Source organism: Kitasatospora sp. NPDC040550 (assembly GCF_055594965.1).
The window spans coordinates 277,815-303,981 of sequence record NZ_JBVIWC010000004.1 but is presented as its reverse complement, the minus strand read 5'-3'; the positions used below and the strand labels follow the sequence as shown (position 1 = coordinate 303,981).

Genomic DNA, 26,167 nt, shown 5'->3' with positions numbered 1-26,167 from the left:
AACGCGGCTGACGTAGAGTCGGGCGCCGGGGCGAAACCGTCCCGCCTTCGTCGGCCGAGTCGAGGAGAACCCTGGTGACCACGGACACCGTGCCCGTGCCGGAACTGGCCCCCGAGGCCGTCGAGGAGTGGCGGGCGGAGGAGGCGGAACTGGTCGAGCTGCTCGCGCGGGCGCAGCGCGGCGTCGGCGGGATCGCCGCGTTCCGGCTCGGGCCGACGCCGACCGTGCTGGTGACCGATCCGGCCGCAGTGCAGCACGTGCTGGGGCGGCACCCCGACCGGTACGTGAAGCGTTCGCACCGGGCCCGGATGCTGGTCGGCGACGGCGTGCTGTCCGCCACCGGGGAGGCCTGGAAGCGGCAACGGCGGCTGTTGCAGTCGCAGTTCACGGGCACCGGGATGCGCCGCTACGAGCAGCGGATCGCCGCCGCCGCACGCCGCACCGCCGAGCGCTGGGAGGGGTACCGGCGCAGCGGGGAGACCTTCGACGTGGCCGAGGAGATGCGCGGCTTCGCCCTGGACACCGTCTGGCGGGCGCTCACCGGGCTGCCGCTGGACGACCGTACGGACGCCGAACTGCGCTCGGTGGAGCGGGTGGTGGCCGCGATGCCGACGCTGCCGACCAACGCCGCCGACGCCCGGGACACCGTCGCCGAGGACCTCGCCCGGATCGACGCGGTCGCCCAGGCCGCGATCGACGCGGCCCGCGCCGCCGCCGACCTCCCGGAGCCGGGGGTACTGCGGGTCCTGCTGGACGCCGCCGACCAACACCCCGAGTACACCGACCGGTTGATCCGCGACGAGCTGGTCACCCTGCTGGTCGCGGGCCACGAGACCACCGCCACCACACTCACCTGGCTGTTCCTGCTGCTCGACGACAACCCCGGGGCCCGGCCCGCCGACCCGCACGCGCTGGTCAGCGAGACCCTGCGGCTCTACCCCTCCGCCTGGCTGCTCCCCCGGCACGCCGTCGAGGACGACGTGCTCGCCGGCCACCACATCGCCGCCGGAACGGACGTGCTGGTCTGCCCCTACCTCACCCACCGCGACCCGGCGCTGTGGTCGGCCCCGGAGCGCTTCGACCCCACCCGCTTCGCCCCCGACGGCGCCCGCCCCACCCAGCTCGGCGCCTACCTCCCCTTCGGCCTCGGCGCCCGCGCCTGCCTGGGCACCCAGTTCGCCCTCCGGGAGACCACCGCCCTGCTGGACCTCCTGCTCCCGCTCGGCCCGCTGGAGTTCCACTCCCGCCCGAGCGGGGCCGCCTACAGCATCACCGTCCGCCCGAACGGCCCGACCCCCGCCGCCTTCCGTCGATAGTCCGGCCCCCACAGCGGGCCGTGGCCGCCCCCGGGAACGGGAGCGCCCACGGCCGGGCGCGGGGGTCACATCGGGGCTCAGAAGCCGAAGACGTCCCCGGTGTACTTGGTCAGGGCGCTGCCGTTGGCGTAGGTGTGCGACCAGGTGACGGCGGTGGCGCCCCAGTTGCCCCGGGCGGTGGCCGTGACCGGCGCCTCCTGGGCCGTGGGCAGCCAGGTCGGGTGGACCAGCAGCTTGGCGAAGTCGCCGTTGACACCGGCCAGTTCGTTGCAGGCGGCGGTCGGGGCGGCGACCGTGCCCGTGCCCGTGACGGTTGAGCCCGCCCCGGACTGCACGGCGGTACAGGACAGGTCCGCCGAGGTGGTGTTGCCGGCGGTGTCGGTCCTGGTCAGGTGGACCGAGCCGAGCTGGGTCACGTCCGTACCGAGCGCCTGGGCGGTCCCCGCGGTGAGGACCGCCGCGGCCGCACCGGCCGCCAGCAGACCGGTGACCGTCATGGCGATGCGTCGCATGAGCAGTGCCTTTCCTTCGTGCTGCCCGGACCATCCGTGCCGGGCAGGCTGTGGGCACCACACAACCAGCCGGAGGTGTGCGGGGAGTGAAGATCGCCCGAACTACGGTGTCAGGTTCACGCCAAACTTTCGGCCACCCCGGCGGGCGCGGCTCAGGCCTCGAGGCGCAGCGCCGGAGTGCCCGTGGTGCGGGACTCCGGCGCCCCGGCACTCCGGCGCCGTCAGGCGTCCAGGGCGTGGCCGGTGGTCGCGTCGACGTGGGCCGGGACGGGGTCGTGGCGGTCGCCGACGGTGGGCGTGCCGGTGGGCTCGAACATCAGGATCGCGGCGCCGTTCGGGGCGTGCGGCTTGTGTTCGGTGCCGCACGGGACGGTGAAGACGGAGCCCTTCGGGAGCAGCACGGTGCGTTCGCCGGCGGGTTCGCGCAGGGCGATGCGGAGTTCGCCGTCGAGGACGAGGAAGAACTCGTCGGTGTCGTCGTGGGCGTGCCAGACGTGTTCGCCGTGGACCTTGGCGATCCGGACGTCGTAGTCGTTGACGCGGGTGACGATGCGGGGGCTCCACAGGGCGTCGAAGCCGGCCAGGGCCTGGCCGAGGGCGATGGGTCGGTTGCTCATGCGCCCATCCTGGGCCGTCCCGCCCGCCCGGCGTGAGTGCTAGAAATGGCACATGTCGCAAGGATCCTCGCAGCCGCCACCGCACTCCCCGACGGCCGGCCCGCACCGGGTGGTCGTGATCGTCGACGCCAACTCGAACCCGTTCGAACTCGGCTGCGCCACCGAGGTGTTCGGCCTGCGCAGGCCGGAGGTCGGCCGCGAGCTGTACGACTTCCGGCTCTGCTCCCCCGAGCCCAGCACCCTGATGCGGGACGGCTTCTTCACCCTCACCGGGGTCGCCGGACTGGAGGCGGCCGACACGGCGGACACCCTGATCGTCCCGAACCGGCCCGACGTCGAGGTGCCGCGCCGCCCCGCCGTCCTGGAGGCCGTCCGGCGGGCCCACGCGCGGGGCGCACGGCTGGTCGGGTTCTGCAGCGGCGCCTTCACGATGGCCGAGGCCGGGGTCCTGGACGGGCGGCGGGCCACCGCGCACTGGCAGTGGGCGGACGACTTCCGGGCCCGCTTCCCGTCCGTCCGGCTCGAACCGGACGTGCTGTTCGTGGACGACGGCGACATCCTGACGGCCGCCGGCAGCGCGGCCGCGCTCGACCTGGGCCTGCACGTGGTGCGCCGCGACCACGGCGCCGAGATCGCCAACGCGGTGAGCCGCCGGCTGGTCTTCGCAGCCCACCGGGACGGCGGGCAGCGGCAGTTCGTGGAGCGGCCGGTGCCCGAGCGACCGGACGAGTCGCTGGCGCCGCTGCTGGCCTGGGCGCAGGAGCGGCTGGACGCACCGCTCACCGTCGCCGACCTGGCGGCGCGCGCGGCGGTCAGCCCGGCCACTCTGCACCGCCGGTTCCGCGCCCAGCTGGGCACCACGCCGCTGGCCTGGCTCACCGGGGAACGGGTGGCCCTGGCCTGCCGGCTGATCGAGCGGGGCGAGTCCCGGATGGAGGTGGTCGCGCGCCGCAGCGGGCTGGGCACGGCCGCCAACCTGAGGGTGCTGGTGCGCCGGGAGACGGGCATCTCGCCGTCGGCGTACCGGCACCGGTTCGGGCCGGAGGCGTCCCCGCGGGCGGAGGCCGCTCCGGCCCGGACGCCACCCGTCGGGGCGGCGGCCACCGACCCGCTCAGCCGGTGATCCCCGCGAGGAAGGCCGAGAGCACGCCGTGCAGCGCCTCCGGCCGCTCCAGGTGCAGGTCGTGCCCGGTGCCGGGGATGCTGACGGCCATGGTGGCGGGGCCCCGCCGGAGCATCTCCTCGGCCTCCGCCGCCGGGACGAAGCCGGACTGGCCCAGCACGACCAGGGTGGGGCAGACGATCCGCGCCCACTCCGCCAGGTAGGACCGCCGGGTGAGCTCCGCCAGCGAGTCCACCATCACCTCCCGGTCGAAGCGCGGCCACCATCCGCCGTCGCGCTCCTCCAGTCCGGCCGCCCAGCCCGCGCCGACCGGCCCGCCGCCGAGGAACTCGACGGCCGCCTCGCGGGCGGGGAACGGCGTCGGCCAGGAGTCGAGCCAGCCGCCGACCTCCCCGGCCACGTCCGGGTTCGGCCCGCCCGGACCGGCCTCCACGAGCACCAGGCCGCCGACCGGTCCGGGGTGCGCGGCGGCGGTCAGCATGGCCGTGTGCCCGCCCAGTGACTGCCCGGCCAGGACCGGGCGCCGCAGCCCCAACTGCGCCACGACGGCCACCACATCGGCGACGTAGGCGGCACGCGAGACCTCCGGCGGGCGGCGCTCGCTCGCGCCGTGTCCGCGCTGGTCGACCGCGACGACCCGGTACCCGGTGCTCAACTCCGCCGCCAGCGCGTCCCATTCACCCGCGTGCCCGGCCAGCCCGGGCCGGCACTCCGCCGGTGGGCCAGCCAGCCGACCAGCACCACGAGGGCGGTCACCGGCCAGGTCGAGATGCTCAACGGGCCGGCGAGCAGCGGGTCGACGATGCGGCCCGAGACCTCGCGGGTCAGCGGCAGCGTGAACTCGTTGAGCGACAGGTGCGCCGCGACGGCCGCCCACACCGACCCGGTGGACAGCCGGACGGAGGCGATGACCGTACCGAGCAGCATGGCCGTCACCACGGCGACGGGTATGCCCAGCAGCACCGAATGCCCGGGGTAGCTCCCGCCGAGCGCCGTCATCGGGACGTGCCAGGCGCCCCAGATCGCGCCGCCGATCAGCAGGCCCCGGGTCCGGCCGTACCGCAGCAGCCGGGGCAGCAGGTAACCCTGCCAGCCGAGTTCCTCGCCGAAGTACAGCGGTACGGACACCAGCGCGCTCAGCACCAGCGGCACGACCGTACCGGGCCCGGGCAGGTGCGCGGGGGTGTACCAGCCGCTGAGCGTGGCCACGGTCAGCCCGGCCGCGGTGAGGCCGAGCGGGATCGCCAACGCGACGGCGACGGCGCCGAGTTCGTGCCGCCAGGGGGTGGCGCGGGTGAGCCCGAGCAGCCGCACCGCCTGGCGCGGGCCCCGGCCGCGCACGGTGAGGCCGAAGGCGGTCAGGGCCGGCACCAGCATCATCAGGACCATGCAGACCGCCGCCAGCCGCGGCGTCCCCTGCGCGGCGCTCGTCCGGCGGAGTCCGTCCAGCCAGAGCGGGATCATGGTGACCCAGGCGCCGACGAAACTGATCGTCAGGAAGAGCCACAGCTCGGAGCGTGCGCCGTCCGGAGTGTTCGTTCGTTTCATGGCCGTGACGCTACGAACCGCACGGGGGCCGGGACGATCGTGCAGGCGCGTCGACCGATGGTGTAGCACGCTCCACTGCGCCGGGAGCCCGAGGAGGGGAGACTGGCGGCCGTGAACGACACTTCGATGACGCGGGCGTCGCGGGCGGGCGCGGCGCGCTCGGCGCGCTCGGCCCGTGCCGCCGGGTACTGCGCCGGCGTGTTCGTCCGCGGACTGGCCCTGCTCGGGCTGGTGCCCGTCCTCCTGTACTCGGCGGCGCTCTGCCCGGTCGGCGTGGGCCTGCTCCTCCTGCCGCCCGAACTCCGGCTGCTGCGGTGGCTGGCCGACGGCGAACGCACCCGGCTGGGACGGTGGACGGCGAGCCCGGCCGCGAGCTCCACGGCGCGTCCCACCGCGCGCTCCTCGACGACCTCCTCCACGGCACCGGCCGGACCGCGCCCGCGAAGGCGCCTGACGGCGGTCCTCTCCGACCCGGCGACCGGCCGTGACCTGCGCTGGGCGGCCGTCATGGCGGCCGTCGGCACCGTGCTCGGGCTGCTCGGCACGGCCCTGTTCCTGTTCCCGGCGGCCGTGCTCGCGCTCGTCGCCCTGTGGTGGCTGTTCCCCGCCGACGATCCGATCAGGCCGATCCTGAACGTCCCGGTCGACAGCTGGGGCTCCGCGCTCTACGCCGGGGTTCCCCAGTTCCTGCTGAGCGTGCTGCTCGCCCTGTTCGGCCCACCCCTGCTCGCCAGGACGGCGGCCACGCTGAGCCGGTGGCTGCTCGCCCCCTCGGCCGCCGCGGTCCTCGCCGAGCGCGTGTCCACGCTGGACCGGACCCGTACCGGAGCGATCGTCGCCCACGGCAACGAGCTGCGCCGCATCGAGCGGGACCTGCACGACGGCACCCAGGCCCGGCTGGTCACCCTCGCCATGCAACTCGGCCTCGCCGAACGGACGCTCGGCTCCGACCCCGCCGCGGTGGGCCCGCTGCTGACCCGGGCCCGGGAGGGCGCCGAGGAGGCGATGGCCGAGCTGCGCGACGTCCTGCGTTCCGTCTACCCGCCGGTCCTCGCCGACCGGGGCCTGGCCGGCGCGGTCTCGGCGGTCGTCGCCCGCTGCCCGGTGCCCGCCACCGTGGAGGTCGGTGAACTCGGCGACGTACCTGCCCAGATCGAGGTCGCCGTGTACTTCGCCGTCACCGAGGCGCTCACCAACGCGGCCAAGCACGCCGGTGCCGGCGCCGTGACCGTCACCCTGGCCAGGACGGGCACCACCCTGCGGGCGGAGATCACCGACGACGGCCGGGGCGGCGCGGCCGAGAGCGGCGGCGACACCGGATCCCACGGAACCGGACCGCACGGAACCGGCCTGCACGGAACTGGCCTGCACGGAACCGGGCTGCGCGGAACCGGGCCGCACGGAACCGGGCTGCGCGGCATACGGCAGCGCGTCGAGGCCGTCGACGGCGTCCTGCTGGTCCGGAGCCCGGTCGGCGGTCCCACCGTGATCACCGTGGAGTGCCCGTGCGCATCGTGATCGCCGAGGACAACGCGCTGCTCGCGCAGGGACTCACCGCGCTGCTGGAGGCCCTGGGGAACCAGGTGCTCGCGACCACCGGGGACGCCGAGTCCTTCCTGACGGCCGCCGTCAGCCACCGGCCGGACGTGGCCGTGGTGGACGTCCGGCTCCCGCCCTCCTTCACCGACGAGGGCATCAGGGCCGCGCTGCACGCCCGGGAGCGCGTCCCCGGGCTGCCGATCCTCGTGCTCTCCCAGTACGTCGAGGACACCTACGCCCGGGAGCTGCTCGCCGACGGCACCGGCGTCGGCTACCTGCTCAAGGACCGGGTCGCCCGGGTCGACGACTTCCTCGACGCGCTCCACCGGGTCGCGGCCGGCGGCACGGCGCTGGACCCGGACGTGGTCCGGCAGCTGCTCGCGACGCGCACCGACCCGCTGTCCCGGCTCACCGAGCGCGAACGCGAGGTCCTCGCGCTGATGGCCCAGGGGTACGGGAACTCCGAGATCGCCGGTCGCCTCGTGGTCACCGAGCGGGCCGTGCACAAGCACGTCGGGAACATCTTCCTGAAACTCGACCTGCCGCCCGAGGACAGCGGCGACCGGCGCGTCCTCGCCGTCCTCACCCACCTGGGAGCCCCCCAGCGCCGCGCCCGCTAGCCGCCCGGCCGGAGCCGCGTCACGACGTCACGACGCGGGCGGGACCAGGTCGGACGGGTCCGTGTTGGCCCCGCACAGCACCACGCAGACCTTCTCACCGGGCTCGGGCCGGTAGCCGCCGTCGTGGTCGCCGCCGTCACCGCCCAGGGCCGCCAGGGCGGTGGCGGCGCCGTGCTCGACGGCCACCCGGCGGTCCTCCCACAGCGCCCGGCGTGCGCGGACGATCCCGTCGTCCGGCACCAACACGCTCCGCACACCGCCCAGTTGGGCGACGCCCAGGGCCGTGGCCGAGACCCGCCGGGCCCCGAGCGAGTCGGCGGCGACCGAGTCCACCGGCACGTCGACCGGGTGGCCCGCCGCCAGCGCGGCGTTCAGCGCCCGGCTGTTCTCCGGCTCCACCGCGACCGTCCGGACGCCGTGCTCCCGGGCCGCCGTGGCGACCCCCGCGAACAGCCCGCCGCCACCCACCGCGACCACCACGGTGTCCAGGCCCGGGATCCGGTCCCGGATCTCCTCCAGCAGCGTGCCCGCCCCGGCCGCGATCAGCGGGTGGTCGTACGCGTGCGCCGCCAGCGCGCCGCCGACCGCCGCGAACTCCGCACAGGCCGCCTGGGCCTCCGCGTACTCCGTGCCCACCAGCCGCACATCGGCGCCGTAGCCGCGCAACTTGGACACCTTCACCGCCGGCGCCGTGGCCGGCACGAACACCGTCGCCCGCACTCCCAGTTGCCGCGCCGCCCAGGCACACGCCAGCCCGGCGTTCCCGCCGGAGGCGATGGTCACCCCCGCGTCCGGCAGGGTGCCGGCCTCGCCGTGGGCCCGGAGGAAGTTCTGCGCACCACGGGCCTTGAACGACCCGGTGTGCTGCATGTACTCCAGCGCCAGCCACACCTCGCCGGGCTGCTCGGCGGACGGCTCCACCGCCGCCACGGCGACGGGGCGCACCCGCCCGCCGATCCGCTCAGTGGCGGCCTTGACGTCGCCGTACGTGAGTTCCCGCATCTCGCTGCTCCCTCTCGACCGCCGGGCGAACGCCCACACGCCGCTCCGGTCCGGTCCGGCCACCGTACGACAACGGGACAGTCAGCTGGCCGCTGCGCAGGGCCGGTGACCGCCGGGCACCGTGAGGGCCGGCCGCACGGGGCGGACCGGAGGCCGCCCACGTTCCCTGCACAGACTGCGTCACGCCGACGACAACAGCATCCGGTCGCGGCCCTGCGCGATCACGGCGCCGAACTGCGCGACGAAGGTGTGCCGAGGTACGCCCAGCCAATCCGCCCAGGTGCCGTACTCCCGGGTCTCGTCCACCAAGCACTCGCCGCCATCGAACACCACTGCACGAATCATGGCGGCAGCCTAACGAAGCCCCCCTGTCGCGCCCGGGGGCCGGGCGCGACAGGGGCTTCGACCCGGCTGGTCAGTGGCGGTGGTGGTTGTCGGGCTGAGCGGGGTCGCCGGGGTGCTCCAATCCCTCGACCAGGGTGAGGCGTTGGGCGCGTTCATGGTCGAGCCAGCGGACGAACTCCGCCCTTCGTGCGGCTTCCCGGATTGCCGGGGTGGGGTCGGGGTTCTGCGGGACGGTGAGAGTGGCGAGGAGCATCGCCGTCCAGGGGCCGACGGTGACCCACTCGCCCGGCGGGGATGCGCGAAGCGCCTCGGCGAGGGCCTCCGGGAGGGTGTCGGGGTCGGCTTCGAAGCCGCCGTCGGGGAGGGCGAGGTGCCAGCGGGTGGCCGGTGGGCGGGCGGTCATGGTGCGGTAGCGGGCGAGGTCGGCGGCGGACGGCTCGATGTCGGCGGTCACGGCCGCGTAGACGGCGCGGACTGCCGCGCTGCCCTCGTAGGCGGCCGCCGTGATGGAGCCGAGTTCGACGGCGGCCTGTTGGTCGAGGCGGGCCGGGCCGTCCCCGGAGACGGGCAGGCCGCGTTCGGCGGCGACCGTCTCGCAGAGGGCCTCGGTCAGCAGTACCTGGGCGACCCACCGGGTGAGCTGGCGGTCCTCCGAACTGCCCGGCAGGGGAAGGGCGGTGGAGCGCGGACCGCCCCGCAGGGCGGCGAGGCGGGCGTCCAGGGCGGCGCGCGGGAGGGGGCGTCCGTCGAGCAGGCCGAGGGTCATGCCTCCACCACCAGGGCGACGGTGGGGGCGTACTGGCAGCGGCCGAACCACATGACCTTGGCGAGGGCCCAGTACGCGCCCGGGTCGAGGGACTCGGGCGCAGTGACGGCGAACTCGACGGTGACGGCGGCGTCGGCCGGGGCGGTGAACCCGCGCACCGGCTCGGCGATGGCCTCCCACGTCCCCCAGGGCGAGACCAGTTGCAGCTCGCCCCGGATCTCGCCGCGCGTCCGGTTGGTGAGGGTGAGCCCGAGCACGCCCCGGCCGCCGGGGGCCACGCGCAGGGTCTGGTGCGATACCTCCGCGGACAGCCCGGTGTCCCGGCCGGTCGCGGCCTTGGTGCCCTGGGCGGCCGTCCAGTCCTCGGGCGCGTGGCCGGGGACGGGCAGCAGCTCGGGGAGGTCGCCGACGGCGATGGTGACCACGTCCTCGACCTGCTGCCCGTCGTGTTCGATCCGGACGGCGGCGAAGTGCAGCCCGGGCCGGGTGTCCGCCGGCGGGGTGAGGGTGACCGGGAAGCGCAGGTGGCCGTCGGGGGCGAGCCGGTACGGGCGGCTGCCGAGGCTGGTCGCCCACCCCTCCGGGGGCAGCACCACGGCCGTGCCCTCGACGGCGGCGTCCCGCAGCTGGGAGGAGAGGGCGACCGAGAGCGTCACCGGCTCCCCCGTCGTCCGCAGCAGCCCGGGCGAGGCGCCGACCGACACCGGCAGGTAGCCGAGCGGGGCGGGGCCGCGGTTGTGCAGCCAGTAGCGGGCGTGGACGGGCTGGGCGGGTTCGGCGACCGGGCCGAGCACCGCACCCCCGGGCCGGGCCGAGACGCTGGGCGCGGCGAGCAGGGTGGCGATCATCGAGCCGGGCAGGTCGAGCCCGGCCGGGCCGAGCGGGCGCTCCAGCAGGTCGGCCGCGCGCAGGTCGGTCAGCCCGAGTGCGCCACCCAGCCCGGCCGTCCGCCCGAGGCCGGTGGATTCGACCAGCCGCACGGTCAGCTCGGGCCGGACGGGCGCCGCCGAGCCGTGGGCGATCGGGTTCCCGGCCGGCTTGAGCGCGCCGAGCAGCACCTCGCGCTGCGGCTCGACCCGCAGCCAGGACAGGGTGGCGGGCAGCGGCCCGTCCTGCGGCGCGGCCACGATCCGCGCGTACAGCGGGTGGTTGAACTCCTGGCCCTGCGCGGGCAGCGTCTGCGCCCGCCAGTCGCCGTCGCCGCCGACCAGGGCATAGCTGAACTCGTGTGTCCAGTGCTGGAGTTGGAAGGAGGTGCCGTCGGGCAGGGTGCGCCGGGGCGGGTCGATCCACACCCCGGACGGCCAGCCGGTGCAGGAGCGCATCAGCGACAGGTGCAGCGCGCCGGTGGTGTCCACCGCGAATCCGGGCAGGCCGAAGCTGAGCAATGCCACGGTGTGGTCGGCGAGTTCGTCCGTCACCGACGCCGGGCAGACGGCGGTGATCCGGGCGTCGGCGAGGTCGTCCACCAGGGCCGGCACATCGGCGACCACCAGCGCGGGCAGGGAGCGCAGGTCCCGCAGGTCCGCGTCGGGCCGCCACACCTCGGTGAGCGGTGTCAGCGCGGGCACCCACACCGCGCCGTGCGCCTTGAGTGCGGCCGCGTACTCCTCGCCCGAGCGCTCGATCAACTCCCGTGCCGCCTGGTTGACGTCCGGGCCGCCGACGACGATCCGGAAGTCCGGCAGGTTGGAGTCGACGTCCAGCCAGCCGTACCGCGCCCAGTCCGCCCCCGAGGTGGTGGCGGTGACCCCGACCCGGGCGAGTGCGACCACCAGCGGGCGGGCGTCGGCGGCTTCGTCCAGCGTCGGCACGACCACCTCGGCCACGCCGAGCGCGCGCGAGCCGGTGACCGCCCCCGCCGGGTCGGTGAGCTCCACCCGTGCGGTGGCGCCCAGCCCGAACCAGGTGTTGGCCGGGTTGTCCAGCGTCCACGGCGCCTCCGCCGAGTCCACGTCCGGCAGCGCGAAGCCGCGCCCGACGACCGCCCCGGCGACCTCGCTGACCGGCAGCCCGCCGGGGACGTCCACCGGGAAGCGCAGTCGCAGCAGCCGGTCGGCGCCGGAGTAGTCGACCGCCCTGGTGCGGCAGTCGACCCGGTCCAGTCCGCGCCACAGCGTGACCGTCTGCTCGTAGCGCAGGCCGTCGACCGTCCCGGCGATCACCAGCCGCTCGCCGAGCGGGCCGGTCTCGCGGCGTACGGAGCCGGCGCGATCCCCGGAGCCGACCACCGGCCCGCTCGGCACCAGGTGCCACGGGCCCTCGCCGAAGTCGGGGTGCTGCGGGTACTCCTCGTACACCCGCAGTTCGTTGCCGATCCGGCCGTCCTGGATCAACTCCCGTTCGTGCAGCAGGTCGTACACCGAGCGGAGACCGCCGCCACGCGCCGGGTCGGCCGTCACCCGGTACCGCTCGTTGGTGATCACTGCACCCTCGGCCTCGACCCAGGCCGGGGCCGAGGGCTCGCCGTCCACCAGCCGCCAGGTGCGCCAGCCGAGCGCGGGAACGTCGGCGGCCAGGAAGCGCAGCATTCCCCGGTCGACGGTGCTTGGCACCGCCGTGCCCGCCTCGTCCAGGATCCGCACCGGGCCCGCACCGGAGGGGAGTTCGACCGACACCAGGTCCGTCCGGTCGAAGGACAGCGTGTTGGTCACCACCAGAGCCGAGCCGACGCCCGCCGTGGCGATCCGCGCCGTCAGCGCGTCCAGCGCCGAATCCCGGACGGCCGACGCCAGGTCGTACGCCTCCCGCCAGCCGCCCAGCAGGTCCAGGTACACCTGGTCGGACTCGCTCCCCGTGATCGCGTCGTGGTGCGCCCCGTAGGCGAGTTGGCGCCACACCTTGTCGAGCGCGGCGGCGGGGTGGGCCCCGAGCCCGTTGACGACGGCCAGCGCGGCGAGCTTCTCCGCGTCCACCGCCGCGACCTCGCCCGCCCGTTGGGCCTGCTTGGTGTCGATGTAGGAGACGTCCTTGCCGGTGTACACCGGGTTCATGTCGCGGGTCTGCGGGCTGGGCCGGCGCCCGGTGGCGGCGAGTTCGGCCCGGACGGCGTCCAGGAAGTCGCGCGGGGTGGCGCAGACGAAGCGGGGCCACAGGTACTTCTCGGCCCAGGAGCGGTGGATCGCGGTGACCCACTTGTTCGGCGGGGTGTAGTCCGTGCCCACCGGCAGCAGCAGGTTCTTCGTCGCGCCGACCGGCTTGAGCTTGCGGTACAGCTCGTACACGGCCTGTTCGGCGGCGGCGAGGTCGGGCGAGGAGTCCATCCACCAGCCGGCCGAGTAGTGGTGCGGCATGTAGTGGGTGAGCACGCCCTCGCCGCCGGGGGCGATCCACTCGAACTCGCTGGGGAACTGCATCACCCGGGCGTCGTCCTTGCCCTGGCGGAAGTTCTTCTGGATCGGGCCCCACTGGTGGAACGGCCCGCGGGCCCACGCGCTGCCGGTCAGTCCGGCCGCGGCGAGGTGACCGGGGAACTGCGGGTCGTGGCCGAACACGTCGAGCTGCCAGGCGGTCCGCGGGTCGCCGCCGAGGATGTCGCGCTGGTAGCCGATGCCGTGGACGATGTTGCGGATGGTCGTCTCGGCGCCGGTGAGGTTGGTGTTGGGCTCGTTGTAGGTGCCGCCGACGAGCTCGACCTGCCCGCGCTCCAGCAGCGTCCGGAGCACCGCGCGCCGCTCCGGGTGCTGGTCGAAGTACGGTTTCAGGTAGTCGACCTCGGCCAGCACGAACTTGTACAGCGGGTCCCGCAGGGCCAGGTCGAGGTGGGCGTCGACGAGGGCGAAGCCGTTGCGCTCCCAGAGCGGCCGGGTGGTGGCGTCGGCGCCGAGCAGCTCCCACGGCGAGGTGTAGGCGGCCTGGGTGTTCCACCAGACCGGGTCGTAGTGGAAGTGGGAGACCAGGAACATCGTCCAGCCGGGCTCGGCGACCTCGACGACGCCGGTCGCCTCGCTCTCTTCCGCCCGTACGGTGACGGGCAGTTGGACACCGACGGCCGCTCCGGTGATCTCCAGGGGGACGTCGACCGGCCCCGTGCCGGTCGCCTCGCCACGGACGCCCGTCCCGCTGACGGTGATCGGGGCGGCCGGCCCCTCGACCGTCACCCGCAGGATCTGGCGCGGGGCGTCCTCGGGGCCGACGAACAGGTCGGTGCTCTCGACGGCGGTGATGGTGGTGACCGGCACGGGGTGGTCCTTTCAGTACGGAGGGGCCGGGGCCCTACTGGCCCCAGGCCTCGAACTCGTAGATGCGGGCGGCCGGATCGCCGTTCTGGGTGGGCTTGGTGACGACCAGCCGGACGTAGCGCGCGGTGGTGTCCACCGGATGGGTGGTGGTGCCGGCGGTGTTGCCGGTCACGGTGGCGACCGTCGTCCACGGGTCGGTGCTCTTCGCCCGGGTCTGGACGGAGAAGTCCCGGGTGTTGTAGGCGGCGCTCTCGCCGCCCGCCTGGGCGTGCTCGACCACGAACCTGTTCAGCTTCTTCGCCGAACCGAGGTCCACCTCCAGCCACTTGGCGCCCGTGAGCGTGCACCACTTGTCACTCGTGCCGCCGTTGACGCTCCCGTTGACGGCCTTGGCCGGGCCCTCGTTGGCGTTGCACTGCCCGGAGGCGGTGGCGGGGCGGTTGAGCGCGAGGTTCGTCGAGCCCGTCGGCGGGGTGCCGTTCCAGCCCACGGTGGTGGAGGCGACGGCCGAGTGCCCGTAGGTGGTGGAGACCGCTTCCACGTCCAGCGTGGTGGCGGCCTCGGTGCCCGCCCGGTCCAACCGGCCGACGTAGTAGGCGTCGTTGGGGGTGGCCCCCAGGAAGGTCCGGCTGCCGTCCGGGTTGCGCCGGTAGACCTCGTAGTGGTGGACGTTGCCGCCGGGGGCCGCCGTCCAGGACAGCCGCAGCGACTGGCTCACGCCGGCCGTCACGTCGCTCGCGCCGAGCACGGTCAGCCCGCCCGGCGCGGCCGGGGTCTCCACCGTTCCGTCGTAGAGGGCGACTTGGCCGACCCGCAGGTCGTAGGTCGGGTCGTTGCCGGTGACCTGGAGCGCGAGCTGGGCGATGGTGCGGCCGGCGTACCGGGAGAGGTCGAGGGTGTGCCGCTCCCAGCCCGTCCCGGTGTTGTTGCCGACGTCCACGGTGGTGAAGCTGCCCGGGGCGTCGGTGAAGGAGACCGCGGCCTTGAGCTTGGTCGGGCCGGCGGCCGGGGTCTTGACCACCAGGTCGAGCTTGCTGTTCGCGGCGACCGGCAGCCGGGTCTGGTAGAGCCGTACGGTGTTGGTGGCGTCCAGGGTGCCGGTCAGCCGCAGCGAGGAGCCGCCCTGGTAGGCGTCGGTGAAGTCGACGGACGGGCTGAGCCTGCTGCCGGTGGAGTCGACGACCCAGCGGTAGGTCGGCGGGACGTCCTGCAGCGAGAGGTTGTTCCAGCCGCCGGTGGCGACCCTGGTGCCGGCCGCGTTGTAGAAGTCGCCCTGGCCGGTGTCGAAGTTGGTGACGAAGGGCTTGGCGGTGATCGGCGAGGATTCGGCGACGTAGCCCGCCAGGCCGGGCCACCCGGTGGAGAGGTCGACCTTGGACGGGTCGTTGGCGGCGCCGACCCAGTAGCGGGCGTCCTTGGCGTAGAAGTCGGACCGGTCGGTGGCGGACTTCCAGGTCCACTCGGGGCGGTAGAGACCGAGGGAGGTGGTGTGCGGCTGCCCGGACGGGAACAGCGTGTTCCAGTCCACGGAGGTGTTGTAGCCATTCGCCTCGGTGTCGATGCCGGAGTACAACTCGTACTCGCTGCGGCCGAGTTGCCGGGCCAGGGTGCGGGAGGAGTCCAGGCCGTCGGACGTCCAGCCGAAGTTGAGGAACATCGAGTCCGAGGTTCTCTTCGGACCGTCTTGCAGGAAGGGCGAGTTGGCGGTGGTGAGGGCGTTCTGCCAGTCGACCGCACCGGAGGTGGTCATCGCGTCGTACCACATGAACTCGGTGCCGCTCTGTGCCTTGGTGTACTGCATCAGGTTGCGCAGCTCGGTGGCCAGGCCCGCATCACCGCCGCCGGTCTCCTGGTTGATGAACCAGCCGTCGAAGCCGTAGTACTGGGCGGCCTGGGCGAGTTTGTCGGCGACGGGGTAGCGGTTGCCGGACTTCTGGACGAAGTCGCGCACCCACTGGAGCTGGCCGCCGTACGCGGCGGGCGGGAAGAAGACGGTGCCGTAGACCTTGACGCCGTTGCGGTGGGCGGCGTCGATCACCGTCGGGTTGGGCGCGAGGATCAGGCCCTCGCCGGCCGAGCCGCCCCAGAACACCAGCTTGTCGACGTACTGCCAGTAGCCGAAGGCGTAGTAGTTGGGGTCGGCGGAGCCCTGGGAGGGGTTGTTGGAGGTGGGGCCGAAGGAGACCAGCGAGGCGATCTTCCCCTCCCCGGCACGGGCGTTGGTGTTGGCGGCCAGGGCCGGGTCGCTGGTGCGGGGCTGGAGCGGGACGCGGGAGCGGTTGAACCGGGCGTCCGGGTCGGTGGCCGGGTCCCAGTTGAGGATCGTGCTGGGGTACCAGTAGGAGGCGTACGGCTGGCTGCCCGCGCCGGCGGTGGCCGTGGGGGGCGGCGCGGCGGCCGTCACGGGTGCGGCCCAGGCGGAGGGGGTGGCGGTGAGTGCGGCGGTCGCGAGGACCGCGCTGAGCAGCAGGGGTAGGCGTCGTGACATGCGGGAGCTCCGATCGGGCGGAGGGGTGGGGGCGGGCCGCCGTCGCGGACGGAGGCCGGCCGCATGCGGGCGTGCCGGTGCTGAACCGAGGGGAGCCGGAGGCCGGAGGAGCGGGCAGCAGGAGCGGACCCTCTCGGCGCAGCGAGGCTAAACCGGTTCAGAACGGGTGTCAACGACCCGGACAACAACCACCCGACGGGGTCAGGAACCGCCGCCCGGTGGCGAGGTGGACTCCCGCACGGTCAGCCGGGGCGTCGGCATCTGGAGGTCCCGGCCGGGCCCGGCACCGTCCAGGGCCTCCAGCAGGCTGCGCGCGACCTGCTCGCCGAGCGCGAAGGTGTCCCGGCTGAGCGCGGTCAGCGGCGGGTGGACGATCCGGGCGAGCACCGAGTCGTCGAAGGAGACGATGGACAGCTCCCCGGGTACCGAGACGCCCATCTCCCCGGCCACGCCCAGCCCGGCGACGGCCATCACGTCGCTGTCGTAGACGATCGCGGTGGGCCGCCCGGGCCGGGAGAGCAGGGTGCGGGTGGCCGCCGCGCCCTCGGCGTCGCTGAAATCGGTGGGCACCGACAGCGCCTCCTCCAGACCGAGCCGGCGCGAGGCGTCGCGCAGCGCGCGGATCCGGCGCTGGGTGTGCTGGAAGTGCGGCAGCCCGGCGAGGTGGGCGATCCGGCGGTGCCCGATGGCGGCCAGGTAGTCGACGATGGAGAGCATCGCCTCCCGGTCGTCGGCCCAGATCCGCAGCTGGTTGCCGCCCTTGCCGGGCCCGCCCAGGACGACGGCGGGCAGCCCGAGTTCGTCCAGGACGGGCAGCCGCGGGTCCTTGACCTGGAGGTCCACCAGGATGAAGCCGTCCACCCGATGCTCGGACGCCCAGCGCCGGTAGACCTCGATCTCGGCGGCGGTGTCCTCGACCACCATCAGGTGCAGGGCGACCGAGCTGGCCGACAGCACGGCCTGGAGGCCGGAGAGCAGTTGACTGAAAAACGGCTCGACGCCGATGGTGCGGGCCGGGCGGGCGATCACCAGGCCGACGGCGTCGGAACGGGCGCCGCCGAGGGCGCGGGCGGCGCTGTGCGGGCGCCAGTTCATCTCCTCGGCGACCCGCAGGATCCGGTCCCTGGTCGCCTCGCTGACACCGGGGCGGCCGTTGAGCGCGAAGGAGACCGCGCCCTTGGAGACGCCGGCCTGGCGCGCGATGTCGGCGATCGTCGGTCTGCCCACAGGATCCGACTCCTCTCTTGACAGTCAAGTTTAGGCGGGAGCATAGTCCCTGCCAGAGCTAGACCGGTTTAGTTAAGCAGGTTCTGAACACCACCACCCATCCCAGAACCCAGGACCACCGGGAGACCCTCATGCGAAGAATCTGGGCGGCACTGACCACCACGGCCCTCACCGCGGCGGCCCTCACCGGCTGCGGACTCGGCTCCGGAGACACCAAGAGCAGCGACAACGTGGCGAGTGCGGCCGCCACCGGTGAGGTCAAGGGCAAGGTCTCGATCCAGACCTGGGCGCTCAAGCCGAAGTTCACCGACTACATGCAGGGCGTGATCGACGGCTTCAAGAAGAAGTACCCCGGCGTCGAGGTCGACTGGCTGGACCAGCCCGGCGAGGGCTACGCCGACAAGGTGCTCAGCCAGGCCGCCTCCGGCACCCTGCCCGACGTGGTCAACCTCCCGCCGGACTTCGCCTTCCCGCTCGCCAAGAAGGACGTCCTGCTGGACGTCGCCAAGGCCGATCCCAAGCTCGCGGACGAGTACGTGGCCGGCGGCGTGGGCGCCTACCGCTACCACGGCTACCAGGGCACCTTCGGCTACCCCTGGTACCTCAACACCGACGTGAACTACTGGAGTTCCGACCTCCTCACGAAGAACGGCCTGGACCCGAAGAAGCCCCCGACCAGCCTGGACGAGCTGATCGCCCAGGCCCGGGTGATGAAGGAGAAGTCCGGCGGCCAGGCCTACCTGATGAGCCGCAAGCCCGGCCTCGGCGACCTCTACAACATCGGCGTCAAGATCATGGCCGACGACGGCAAGTCCTTCACCTTCAACACCCCGGAGGCCGCCGCACTGCTCGACAAGTACCGCGACGCCTTCAAGGAGGGCCTGATGCCGAACGGGGTGCTCACCGACACCTACGCCGGCAACTCCAAGCTGTTCAGCGCCGGCACCGCGGCCTGGACCACCGGCGGCGGCAACTTCATCACCAGCCTCGCCACCGACAACCCCACCCTGGCGCCCAAGGTCGTCCCCTCCCCCGCGATGGGCACCCCGCCGCTGTACGTCCAGGGCCTGTCCATCCCGAAGAACACCAAGAACCCGGCCGCCGCGGTCGCCCTGGCCCGCTGGGTCACCAGCCCGGAGAACCAGGCCGCCTTCGCTCACCTGACCAGCGTCTTCCCGTCCACCAAGGCCTCCGCGAACGACCCGTTCTTCAGCAAGAGCGACGGCACCAACGCGGGCGACGCCAAGGTGATCGCCTTCACCTCGCTGGCCAAGGCCGAGCTGATCCAGCCGGTCGAGGTGGACGACGCCATGGGCACCGTCGTCAAGCAGCAGTTCGCCCTCGCCATCAGCGGCCAGACCAGCTCCAAGCAGGCCCTGGACACCGCCGTGGAGCAGTGCGACAAGCTGCTCAAGGGCTGACCCCACGCCGCCCGAAGTCCCGAAGTCCCGAAGTCCCGAAGTCCCACAGTCCCGCAGTCCCGTCCCCACCCACTGGCGAAGCGGCGGGTCCTCCCCCACACCCGCCGCCCCGGGTCTCGTACGTTTCCCGGGGCCCGCACCGCCCCGGGCCCCGGAAGGCCCAGCCCCAGGAAGGCATCCGCATGACCCACCGGCGCTGGTTCACTCCCTGGCTGCTCGCCGGCCCCGCGATACTCTGGCTGGCCGTGTTCAACCTCTGGCCGGCCGTCAACACGGTGATCCTCTCGTTCACCAACGCCAAGCCCATCGGCGGCGGCCGGTTCACCGGCCTGGAGAACTACGGCCGGCTGCTGGACGACACCCAGCTCGCCGACGCCCTGCTCAACAGCATCGTGTTCATGCTGGTCTGCCTCCCCCTGCTGACCGTTCTGCCACTGCTGCTCGCCCTGCTGGTCCAACGCCGGATCCCCGGCATCACCTTCTTCCGCACCGCCTTCTACACCCCGGTGATCGCCTCCGCCGTCGTGGTGGCGCTGATCTGGGGCTGGGTGCTGGACGACCGGGGCCTGGTCAACGGCCTGCTCCAGGAGGGCGGCCTGGCCGACTCCCCGGTCCCCTTCCTCACCGACCGCTGGCTGCTGCTGTTCAGCGCGATCGCCCTGACCGTCTGGAAGGGGCTCGGCTACTACATGGTCATCTACCTCTCCGCCCTCGCCAACGTCCCGCACGAGCTGCACGAGGCGGCGGCCGTGGACGGCGCGAACCCGCTGCGCCGCTTCTGGCACATCACCCTGCCGGGGGTGCGCCCGACCATGGTGCTCATCTCCGCGCTCATCTCGGTGAGTTCGCTGCGCGTCTTCTCCGAGCTGTACGTGCTCTCCAACGGGCTGGGCGGCCCCGGCGGCCGCGACATGTCGGTGGTGATGCTGATCCAGATGTACAGCCGCGGCTTCAACGGCCACCTGGGCTACGCCTCCGCGCTCAGCCTGCTGCTGTTCGTGGTCACCCTCGGCCCGATGCTGTTCCTGATGCGGCTGAACCGGAAGGCGGCCTGAACCCGTGACCACCCTCGGCTCCGAACCCACCCTCAGCCCCGAACCCACCCGCAGCTCCGAACCCACCCGCCGCACCGGGCCCGCCCGCGGCTTCAACACCCCCTCCCGCGGGCAGACCGCCGCCCGCTACCTGCTCCTGCTGCTCGTCCTGCTGCTGGTGATCGGCCCCTTCCTCTGGCAGCTGTCCACCGCCCTCAAGGGCCCCACCGAGGACGTCTACACCCGCACCCCGAGCTTCCTGCCCGACCAGCCCACCCTGGGCAACTTCGGCACCGTCGCCGACACCATCCCGGTGTGGACGTACGCCCTCAACTCGCTGACCGTCGCGGCCGTCTGCATCACCGGCAACGTGGTCGGCTGCACCCTGGCCGGCTACGCCCTCGCCCGGCTGCGGTTCCGCGGCGCCCGGCTGGTCCTCGGCCTCTTCCTGGCCACCCTGGTGCTGCCCGGCGAGGTCACCATCGTCTCCCAGTACGTCCTGGTGCGCGGCCTCGGCCTGGCCGACAGCCTGGCCGGGGTGGCCCTGCCCGGGGCGATCGCGATGCTCAACGTCCTGCTGATGCGCACCGCCTTCGCCGCCGTGCCGGCCGAACTCGACCAGGCGGCGCTGGTGGACGGCGCCAACGTGTGGCAGCGGCTGTGGCACATCGGCCTGCCGAACGTGCGCGGCATGCTCAGCGTGATCGTCATCTTCACCTTCATCGGCGCCTGGGACGACTTCCTCTGGCCGCTGATCGTGCTCAACGACCCGCAGAAGTACACCCTGACCGTCGGGCTCCAGTACCTCAACGGCACCTTCTCCGCCAACCCCCGGCTGATCGCGGCCGGCACCATGATCGCCTTCCTGCCGATCGTCGTGGTGTTCGCCGTCTGCCAGCGCTTCTTCTTCCAGGGCGTCGAGGAGGGAGCCGTCAAGGGCTGAGCCCCGAGGACGACAACACCGTCCGTACGCCCCGACCCAGTTGAGGTAGCCCACCCGTGACCACCGTTTCCGCCACCCCGCAGGCCCCGCGCTTCGGCGTCAACTACACCCCCAGCAAGGGCTGGTTCCACCACTGGCTGGACTTCGACCTGGACGCCGTGCGCGCCGACCTCGACTCGGTCGCCGCCCTCGGCCTGGACCACGTCCGGGTCTTCCCGCTCTGGCCGCTGTTCCAGCCCAACCGCACCCTGATCCGCCCGCGCGCCGTCGAACAGCTGACCGCACTCGTCGACGCGGCCGGCGAACGCGGCCTGGACGTCGCGGTGGACGGCCTCCAGGGCCACCTGTCCAGCTTCGACTTCCTGCCCGCCTGGACGCGGACCTGGCACCGCCGCAACCTGTTCACCGACCCTGAGGTCCTGCACGGCCAGGCCGCCTACCTGCGCACCCTCGCCGGGGCGCTGCGCGAACGGCCGAACTTCCTCGGGATGACGCTCGGCAACGAGATCAACCAGTTCTCCGGCGCCCCGCACCCCGACCCGGACCGGTGCACCCCCGCAGAGGCCGAGTCCTGGCTGCGCCGGATGCTCGCCGCCTGCGAGGACGGCGCGCCCGGGCGGCTGCACCTGCACGCCTCCTACGACGCGGCCTGGTACCTGGACGAACACCCCTTCACGCCCTGGCACTCGGCCCGCCTCGGCGGCGCCACCGCCGTGCACTCCTGGGTCTTCAACGGCACCGCCCAGCGCTACGGCGCCCACTCCACCGCCACCGCCCAGCACGCCGCGTACCTGGTCGAGCTGTCCAAGGCCTGGGCCGACGACCCGGCCCGCCCGGTCTGGCTGCAGGAGGTCGGCGCGCCCGCCCCGCACATCACCGCCGCCGACGCGGCCCGGTTCACCGCCGCCACCGTCGAGGCCGTGCTGGACTGCCCGGACCTCTGGGGCGTCACCTGGTGGTGCTCCCACGACGTGGACCGCTCGCTCGCCGACTTCCCCGAACTGGAGTACAGCCTCGGCCTGTTGACCACCGACCGGGCGGTCAAGCCGGCCGGCGCCCGGCTCGCCGAGGTCGCCGCCGAGGCCCGTCGCGGCTGGCAGCCGCCCAAGCCGCGCAGCACCGCCGTGGTGGTCGCCACCGGCGGCGAGGTCACCTCCCCGCGCCGCGCGGACTGCGGCCCCGGCGGGCCGGTGTACGAGGCCTTCATGCGCCTCGCCGAGGCCGGCGCCCGCCCGACCACCGTGCTCGCCGAACGCGCCGGGGACGCGGCGCACCTGGCCGCGCGCGGCATCACCGAGGTGGTCGACCCCGCCGACGTACGTTCTCCGTAGCCGCCGCCCTCCCGACCGGCCTCCCCCGCCACCGCCCGCCACACCGCCCGCCTCTGCAACCGCCCTCCCGCACGCAACGGAGCCTGCCGACATGCACGATGACCGCACCCTCGTCGAGTCCCGCCTCAAGCGCGTCCTGGAGGAGCGCATCCTCCCGGCCGTCTACCCGGAGTCCGTCCCGCTGGAGGTCGGCATCTGGACCGCCCCCGGCGAGCCCGTCCCGGTCGCCGAGGGCCTGGCCGCGCCGCGCACCCCGATCGCCGTCGGCGACGCCTGGGGCGCGCCCTGGGGCACCAGTTGGCTGACGGTGTCCGGCACGGTGCCGCGGGCCTGGGCCGGCCGGACGGTCGAGGCGCTGATCGACCTCGGCTTCGACGCCAACATGCCCGGCTTCCAGTGCGAGGGCCTGGTCTACCGCCCGGACGGCAGCCCGGTGAAGGGCCTCAACCCGCGCAACCAGTGGGTGCGGATCGCCGCCCCGGCGGCCGGCGGCGAGCAGGTGCTGCTGCACGTCGAGGCCGCCGCCAACCCGGTGATCCTGGACTACCACCCCTTTCTGCCCACCGAGTTGGGCGACAAGGAGACGGCCGGCGACCGCCCGCAGTACAAGCTCGCCCGGATGGACCTCGCCGTCTTCGACGACACCGTCTGGCAGCTGTCGCTGGACCTGGAGGTGCTCGGCGAGCTGATGGCCGAGCTCCCGGTGGACGGCGCCCGCCGCTGGGAGGTGCTGCGCGCGGTCGAGCGCGCGCTGGACGCGATCGACCTCCAGGACGTCAACGGCAGCGCCGCCGCGGCCCGTTCGGAGCTGACCGCCGTCCTGGCCGCGCCCGCCGTGCCGTCCGCGCACCGGATCAGCGCGATCGGCCACGCCCACATCGACTCCGCCTGGCTGTGGCCGCTGCGCGAGACGGTGCGCAAGGTGGCCCGGACCACCGCCAACATGACCGCACTGCTGGAGGACGAGCCGGAGTTCCGCTACACCATGTCCCAGGCGCAGCAGTACGCCTGGATCAAGGAGCACCGCCCGGAGGTGTACGCCCGGGTGCGCAAGGCGGTCGCCGAGGGCCGGTTCGTCCCGGCCGGCGGCATGTGGGTGGAGTCCGACACCAACATGCCGAGCTCGGAGGCGATGGCCCGGCAGTTCGTGCACGGCAAGCGGTTCTTCCTGGAGGAGTTCGGGGTCGAGAACCACGAGGCCTGGCTGCCCGACACCTTCGGCTTCACCGGCGGCCTGCCGCAGATCATCCGCAACGCCGGCTCCAAGTGGCTGCTGACCCAGAAGATCTCCTGGAGCCAGGTGAACAGGTTCCCGCACCACACCTTCCTCTGGGAGGGCATCGACGGGACCCGCATCTTCACCCACTTCCCGCCCGTGGACACCTACAACTGCTCCATGAAGGGCAGCGAGATCGCCCACGCGGCGAGGAACTTCAAGGACAAGGGGGTGGCCCGGCACTCGATCGCCCCGACCGGCTGGGGCGACGGCGGCGGCGGGACGACCCGCGAGATGGTCGGCAAGGCCGCCCGGCTGCGGGACCTGGAGGGCTCGGCCACCGTCCGCTGGGAGAACCCCGCCGAGTTCTTCGCCAAGGCCGAGGCCGAGTACCCGAACCCGCCGGTCTGGGTCGGCGAGCTCTACCTGGAGCTGCACCGGGCCACCCTGACCAGCCAGGCGCGGACCAAGCAGGGCAACCGGCGCAGCGAGAACCTGCTGCGCGAGGCCGAACTCTGGTGCTCCACGGCCGCGTTGCGCACCGGCGCCGAGCAGCCGTACGCGTACCCGTACGAGCAGCTGGACCGGATCTGGAAGACGGTCCTGCTGCACCAGTTCCACGACATCCTGCCCGGCTCCTCGATCGCCTGGGTGCACCGCGAGGCCGAGGCCACCTACGCGGCGCTGGCCCGGGAGTTGGAGGAGCTGATCAACGCGGCCCAGCAGGCGCTGGCCGGATCGCCGGACGGTGGACGGGAGTTGGTGTTCAACGCGGCTCCGCACGCCCGCTCGGCCGTCCCGGCGGGCGGCGCGGCCGTCGCCGTCGGCACGGGGGCGCCCTGCACGGCGGTCGAGCGGCCCGGGGGCGGGTTCACCCTGGGCAACGGCCTGCTGAAGGTGGCGGTCGACGCCGACGGCCTGATCACCTCGGTGGTCGAGCTCGCCACCGGCCGGGAGACCGTCGCCCCCGGCAGCCGGGCCAACCTGCTCCAGCTGCACCCCGACTTCCCCAACATGTGGGACGCCTGGGACGTGGACCAGTTCTACCGCAACACCGTCACCGACCTGACCGGCATCGACTCCCTCACCGCCGCGGCCGCCGACGGCCGGGCCGAGGTCCGGATCGCCCGCTCCTTCGGCTCCTCCACCGTCGTCCAGACCCTCACCCTGCACGCGGGCGAGCAGCGCATCGACATCGACACCGAGGTCGACTGGCACGAGACCGAGAAGTTCCTCAAGGCCGCCTTCCCGCTCGACGTCCACACCGAGCGGTACGCCGCCGAGACCCAGTTCGGCCACCTCTACCGGCCCACCCACACCAACACCAGCTGGGACGCCGCCAAGTTCGAGGCCTGCAACCACCGCTTCGTCCACCTGGACGAGCCCGGCTGGGGCGTCGCGCTGGTGACCGCCTCCACCTACGGCCACGACGTCACCCGCACCGTGCGCGCCGACGACGGCGGCACCACCACCACGGTCCGCTTCTCGCTGCTGCGCGCCCCGCGCTTCCCCGACCCGAAGACCGACCAGGGCCTGCACCGCTTCCGGCACGCGCTGGTCCCCGGCGCCGCGATCGGCGACGCCGTCCGCGAGGGCTACCGGATCGGCCTGCCCGCGCGCCGGGTCACCGGCACCGCCGAGCAGGTCGCGCCGCTGGTCGAGGTGGACCACGACGCCCTGGTCGTCAGCGCCGTCAAGCTCGCCGACGACCGCAGCGGCGACCTGGTCGTCCGGGTCTACGAGGCCGGCGGCGGCCGCGCCCGGGGCCGGCTCACCACCTCCTTCCCGCTGGCCGGCGCCGTCCCCTGCGACCTGCTGGAACGCCCCTGGGACGGCACCCGCGGCGAGGTGACGGTCGAGGACGGCGCGGTGCAGCTGGCCCTGCGCCCGTTCGAACTGGTCACGCTGCGGCTCAGCGCCGCCCGCTGACCGACGTACGGTGAAGGCGCCCCGGCCCGCCCGGCCGGGGCGCCGCCGACCCCACCTGGAGCCCGCCATGCCGCGCACCCCCCTGTTCGCCGCCGTCGACGTCGGCGGCACCAAGATCGCCGGGGCACTGGTCGACGGCGCCGGCCGGCTGCGGCACCGGCTGCAACTGCCCACCCCCGCCCGGGAGCCCGGCCCGGCCGTGCTCGCCGTGGTGCACAAGGTGCTGGACCAGCTGGCCGGCACCCCCGACTGGGCCGCCGTGACGGCCGTCGGCATCGGCAGCGCCGGCCCGGTCGACCTCGCCGACGGCACCGTCAGCCCGGTCAACATCCCCGGCTGGCGCGGCTTCCCGCTGGTCGCCGAGGTCGCCGCGCACCCCGCCGTGGCCGGACTCCCGGTCCGCCTGGCGGGCGACGGCGTCGCGATGGCCGCCGCCGAGCACTGGCAGGGCGCCGCCCGGGGCGCCGCCAACGCGCTCTGCCTGGTGGTGTCCACCGGCGTCGGCGCCGGACTGGTGCTGGACGGCGCCGTCCGCCCCGGCCCCAGCGGCAACGCCGGACACCTCGGCCACATCACCGTCGACCTGGACGGCGAACCCTGCCCGTGCGGCTCCCGCGGCTGCCTGGAGGGCCTGGCCAGCGGCACCGCGATCGCCCGCCGCGCCCTCGCCGAGGGCTGGCGCCCGCCCGGCGAGGACGCCACCGCCCGCGCCGTGGCCGCCTCCGCCGCCGCGGGCGACCCGATCGCGCTGGCCTCCTTCGACCGGGCCGCCCAGGCGCTGGCCGCCGGGATCGCCGCCACCGCCGCCCTGGTCGACCTCCACCGGGTGGTGGTCGGTGGCGGCGTCGCCACCGCCGGGGAGGTGCTGTTCGCCCCGCTCGCCCGCCACCTGGACCGCTACGCCGCCCTGTCCTACGTCCGAGGCCTGGACGTGCGCCGCGCCGAGCTCGGCACCGACGCCGGGCTGATCGGCGCCGCCGCGCTCTGCCGCTGACAGCCCCCGGGAGAC

General features: G+C 73.9%; 19 protein-coding genes and 1 pseudogene. 10 read left to right on the top strand and 10 right to left on the bottom strand.

Features of this window, described 5'->3' with window-relative positions:
* Nucleotides 1-74 precede the first annotated feature (74 nt).
* Entirely contained in the window at nucleotides 75-1,316 is a 1,242-nt protein-coding gene (locus ACZ58X_RS09130; RefSeq protein WP_470333002.1) for a cytochrome P450, read from the top strand.
* A 77-nt stretch (nucleotides 1,317-1,393) separates the two neighbouring features.
* Here ACZ58X_RS09130 and ACZ58X_RS09125 read toward each other — a convergent pair whose 3' ends face one another.
* Complete coding sequence (locus tag ACZ58X_RS09125; RefSeq protein ID WP_470333001.1) at nucleotides 1,394-1,828, bottom strand: SSI family serine proteinase inhibitor; 435 nt, start codon at nucleotides 1,826-1,828, stop codon at nucleotides 1,394-1,396.
* A 221-nt stretch (nucleotides 1,829-2,049) separates the two neighbouring features.
* Nucleotides 2,050-2,445 carry a cupin domain-containing protein gene (locus tag ACZ58X_RS09120; protein ID WP_470333000.1) on the bottom strand — a complete coding sequence of 132 codons (396 nt, stop codon included), beginning with the start codon at nucleotides 2,443-2,445 and terminating at the stop codon, nucleotides 2,050-2,052.
* A gap of 52 nt (nucleotides 2,446-2,497) precedes the next feature.
* On the opposite strand from ACZ58X_RS09120, the gene ACZ58X_RS09115 reads away from it, so the two are divergent.
* Nucleotides 2,498-3,568 (top strand): helix-turn-helix domain-containing protein, encoded by a 1,071-nt coding sequence (locus ACZ58X_RS09115; RefSeq protein ID WP_470332999.1) that lies wholly within the window; start codon nucleotides 2,498-2,500, stop codon nucleotides 3,566-3,568.
* On the opposite strand, the gene ACZ58X_RS09110 is transcribed toward ACZ58X_RS09115, so the two are convergent.
* Together ACZ58X_RS09110 and ACZ58X_RS09105 are read right to left on the bottom strand one after the other, a co-directional pair.
* On the bottom strand, nucleotides 3,558-4,298 hold the full coding sequence (locus ACZ58X_RS09110) for an alpha/beta fold hydrolase (RefSeq protein ID WP_470333101.1): 741 nt from the start codon (nucleotides 4,296-4,298) through the stop codon (nucleotides 3,558-3,560). The genes ACZ58X_RS09115 and ACZ58X_RS09110 overlap by 11 nt on opposite strands.
* Complete coding sequence (locus ACZ58X_RS09105) at nucleotides 4,220-5,116, bottom strand: CPBP family intramembrane glutamic endopeptidase (RefSeq protein ID WP_470332998.1); 897 nt, start codon at nucleotides 5,114-5,116, stop codon at nucleotides 4,220-4,222. Before ACZ58X_RS09105 ends, ACZ58X_RS09110 begins: the two co-directional genes overlap by 79 nt.
* Nucleotides 5,117-5,227: 111 nt before the next feature.
* Between ACZ58X_RS09105 and ACZ58X_RS09100 the strand changes: the two genes are divergently transcribed.
* Nucleotides 5,228-6,634 carry a sensor histidine kinase gene (locus tag ACZ58X_RS09100; RefSeq protein WP_470332997.1) on the top strand — a complete coding sequence of 469 codons (1,407 nt, stop codon included), beginning with the start codon at nucleotides 5,228-5,230 and terminating at the stop codon, nucleotides 6,632-6,634.
* Nucleotides 6,622-7,275, top strand: coding sequence for a LuxR C-terminal-related transcriptional regulator (locus ACZ58X_RS09095; RefSeq protein WP_470332996.1), 654 nt, complete (start codon nucleotides 6,622-6,624; stop codon nucleotides 7,273-7,275). The genes ACZ58X_RS09100 and ACZ58X_RS09095 overlap by 13 nt, the downstream gene beginning before the upstream one ends.
* A gap of 27 nt (nucleotides 7,276-7,302) precedes the next feature.
* Here ACZ58X_RS09095 and ACZ58X_RS09090 read toward each other — a convergent pair whose 3' ends face one another.
* The 6 genes and pseudogenes from ACZ58X_RS09090 to ACZ58X_RS09065 all read right to left on the bottom strand — a co-directional run bounded on the left by ACZ58X_RS09090 (nucleotide 7,303) and on the right by ACZ58X_RS09065 (nucleotide 17,284).
* Nucleotides 7,303-8,277 (bottom strand): serine/threonine dehydratase, encoded by a 975-nt coding sequence (locus ACZ58X_RS09090; protein WP_470332995.1) that lies wholly within the window; start codon nucleotides 8,275-8,277, stop codon nucleotides 7,303-7,305.
* Nucleotides 8,278-8,481: 204 nt separating this feature from the next.
* Nucleotides 8,482-8,622 (bottom strand): annotated as a pseudogene (locus ACZ58X_RS09085) (haloacid dehalogenase); the annotation flags it as partial.
* 70 nt (nucleotides 8,623-8,692) lie between these two features.
* Nucleotides 8,693-9,388, bottom strand: coding sequence for a DUF7158 domain-containing protein (locus ACZ58X_RS09080; protein WP_470332994.1), 696 nt, complete (start codon nucleotides 9,386-9,388; stop codon nucleotides 8,693-8,695).
* Nucleotides 9,385-13,569, bottom strand: coding sequence for a glycoside hydrolase family 38 N-terminal domain-containing protein (locus ACZ58X_RS09075; RefSeq protein ID WP_470332993.1), 4,185 nt, complete (start codon nucleotides 13,567-13,569; stop codon nucleotides 9,385-9,387). The genes ACZ58X_RS09080 and ACZ58X_RS09075 overlap by 4 nt, the downstream gene beginning before the upstream one ends.
* A gap of 34 nt (nucleotides 13,570-13,603) precedes the next feature.
* Nucleotides 13,604-16,057, bottom strand: coding sequence for an endo-beta-N-acetylglucosaminidase (locus ACZ58X_RS09070; protein ID WP_470332992.1), 2,454 nt, complete (start codon nucleotides 16,055-16,057; stop codon nucleotides 13,604-13,606).
* 201 nt (nucleotides 16,058-16,258) lie between these two features.
* A complete protein-coding gene (locus ACZ58X_RS09065) occupies nucleotides 16,259-17,284 on the bottom strand; it encodes a LacI family DNA-binding transcriptional regulator (protein WP_470332991.1) in 1,026 nt (341 codons plus the stop codon).
* A 131-nt stretch (nucleotides 17,285-17,415) separates the two neighbouring features.
* Between ACZ58X_RS09065 and ACZ58X_RS09060 the strand changes: the two genes are divergently transcribed.
* From ACZ58X_RS09060 to ACZ58X_RS09035, 6 genes are all read left to right on the top strand, one after another.
* Nucleotides 17,416-18,705: an ABC transporter substrate-binding protein gene (locus ACZ58X_RS09060; protein ID WP_470332990.1), complete on the top strand. Its 1,290-nt coding sequence runs from the start codon at nucleotides 17,416-17,418 to the stop codon at nucleotides 18,703-18,705.
* 182 nt (nucleotides 18,706-18,887) lie between these two features.
* Nucleotides 18,888-19,760: a carbohydrate ABC transporter permease gene (locus ACZ58X_RS09055; RefSeq protein ID WP_470332989.1), complete on the top strand. Its 873-nt coding sequence runs from the start codon at nucleotides 18,888-18,890 to the stop codon at nucleotides 19,758-19,760.
* Nucleotides 19,761-19,764: 4 nt separating this feature from the next.
* A complete protein-coding gene (locus ACZ58X_RS09050; RefSeq protein WP_470332988.1) occupies nucleotides 19,765-20,682 on the top strand; it encodes a carbohydrate ABC transporter permease in 918 nt (305 codons plus the stop codon).
* A 56-nt stretch (nucleotides 20,683-20,738) separates the two neighbouring features.
* The gene (locus ACZ58X_RS09045) at nucleotides 20,739-22,013 is read left to right on the top strand and encodes a glycoside hydrolase 5 family protein (protein ID WP_470332987.1); all 1,275 of its coding nucleotides are present in this window, start codon (nucleotides 20,739-20,741) and stop codon (nucleotides 22,011-22,013) included.
* A gap of 91 nt (nucleotides 22,014-22,104) precedes the next feature.
* Nucleotides 22,105-25,158, top strand: coding sequence for an alpha-mannosidase (locus ACZ58X_RS09040; protein ID WP_470332986.1), 3,054 nt, complete (start codon nucleotides 22,105-22,107; stop codon nucleotides 25,156-25,158).
* A gap of 67 nt (nucleotides 25,159-25,225) precedes the next feature.
* Nucleotides 25,226-26,152, top strand: coding sequence for an ROK family protein (locus ACZ58X_RS09035; RefSeq protein ID WP_470332985.1), 927 nt, complete (start codon nucleotides 25,226-25,228; stop codon nucleotides 26,150-26,152).
* The last annotated feature ends 15 nt before the right edge of the window (nucleotides 26,153-26,167 follow it).

Excerpts from the sequence above, each read along its gene's own strand:
- ACZ58X_RS09115 (WP_470332999.1), top strand. The coding sequence starts at position 2,498 with ATGTCGCAAGGATCCTCGCAGCCGCCACCGCACTCCCCGACGGCCGGC.
- ACZ58X_RS09080 (WP_470332994.1), bottom strand. The coding sequence starts at position 9,388 with ATGACCCTCGGCCTGCTCGACGGACGCCCCCTCCCGCGCGCCGCCCTG.
- ACZ58X_RS09105 (WP_470332998.1), bottom strand. The coding sequence starts at position 5,116 with ATGAAACGAACGAACACTCCGGACGGCGCACGCTCCGAGCTGTGGCTC.
- ACZ58X_RS09120 (WP_470333000.1), bottom strand. The coding sequence starts at position 2,445 with ATGAGCAACCGACCCATCGCCCTCGGCCAGGCCCTGGCCGGCTTCGAC.
- ACZ58X_RS09035 (WP_470332985.1), top strand. The coding sequence starts at position 25,226 with ATGCCGCGCACCCCCCTGTTCGCCGCCGTCGACGTCGGCGGCACCAAG.
- ACZ58X_RS09070 (WP_470332992.1), bottom strand. The coding sequence starts at position 16,057 with ATGTCACGACGCCTACCCCTGCTGCTCAGCGCGGTCCTCGCGACCGCC.
- ACZ58X_RS09125 (WP_470333001.1), bottom strand. The coding sequence starts at position 1,828 with ATGCGACGCATCGCCATGACGGTCACCGGTCTGCTGGCGGCCGGTGCG.
- ACZ58X_RS09055 (WP_470332989.1), top strand. The coding sequence starts at position 18,888 with ATGACCCACCGGCGCTGGTTCACTCCCTGGCTGCTCGCCGGCCCCGCG.
- ACZ58X_RS09040 (WP_470332986.1), top strand. The coding sequence starts at position 22,105 with ATGCACGATGACCGCACCCTCGTCGAGTCCCGCCTCAAGCGCGTCCTG.
- ACZ58X_RS09090 (WP_470332995.1), bottom strand. The coding sequence starts at position 8,277 with ATGCGGGAACTCACGTACGGCGACGTCAAGGCCGCCACTGAGCGGATC.
- ACZ58X_RS09060 (WP_470332990.1), top strand. The coding sequence starts at position 17,416 with ATGCGAAGAATCTGGGCGGCACTGACCACCACGGCCCTCACCGCGGCG.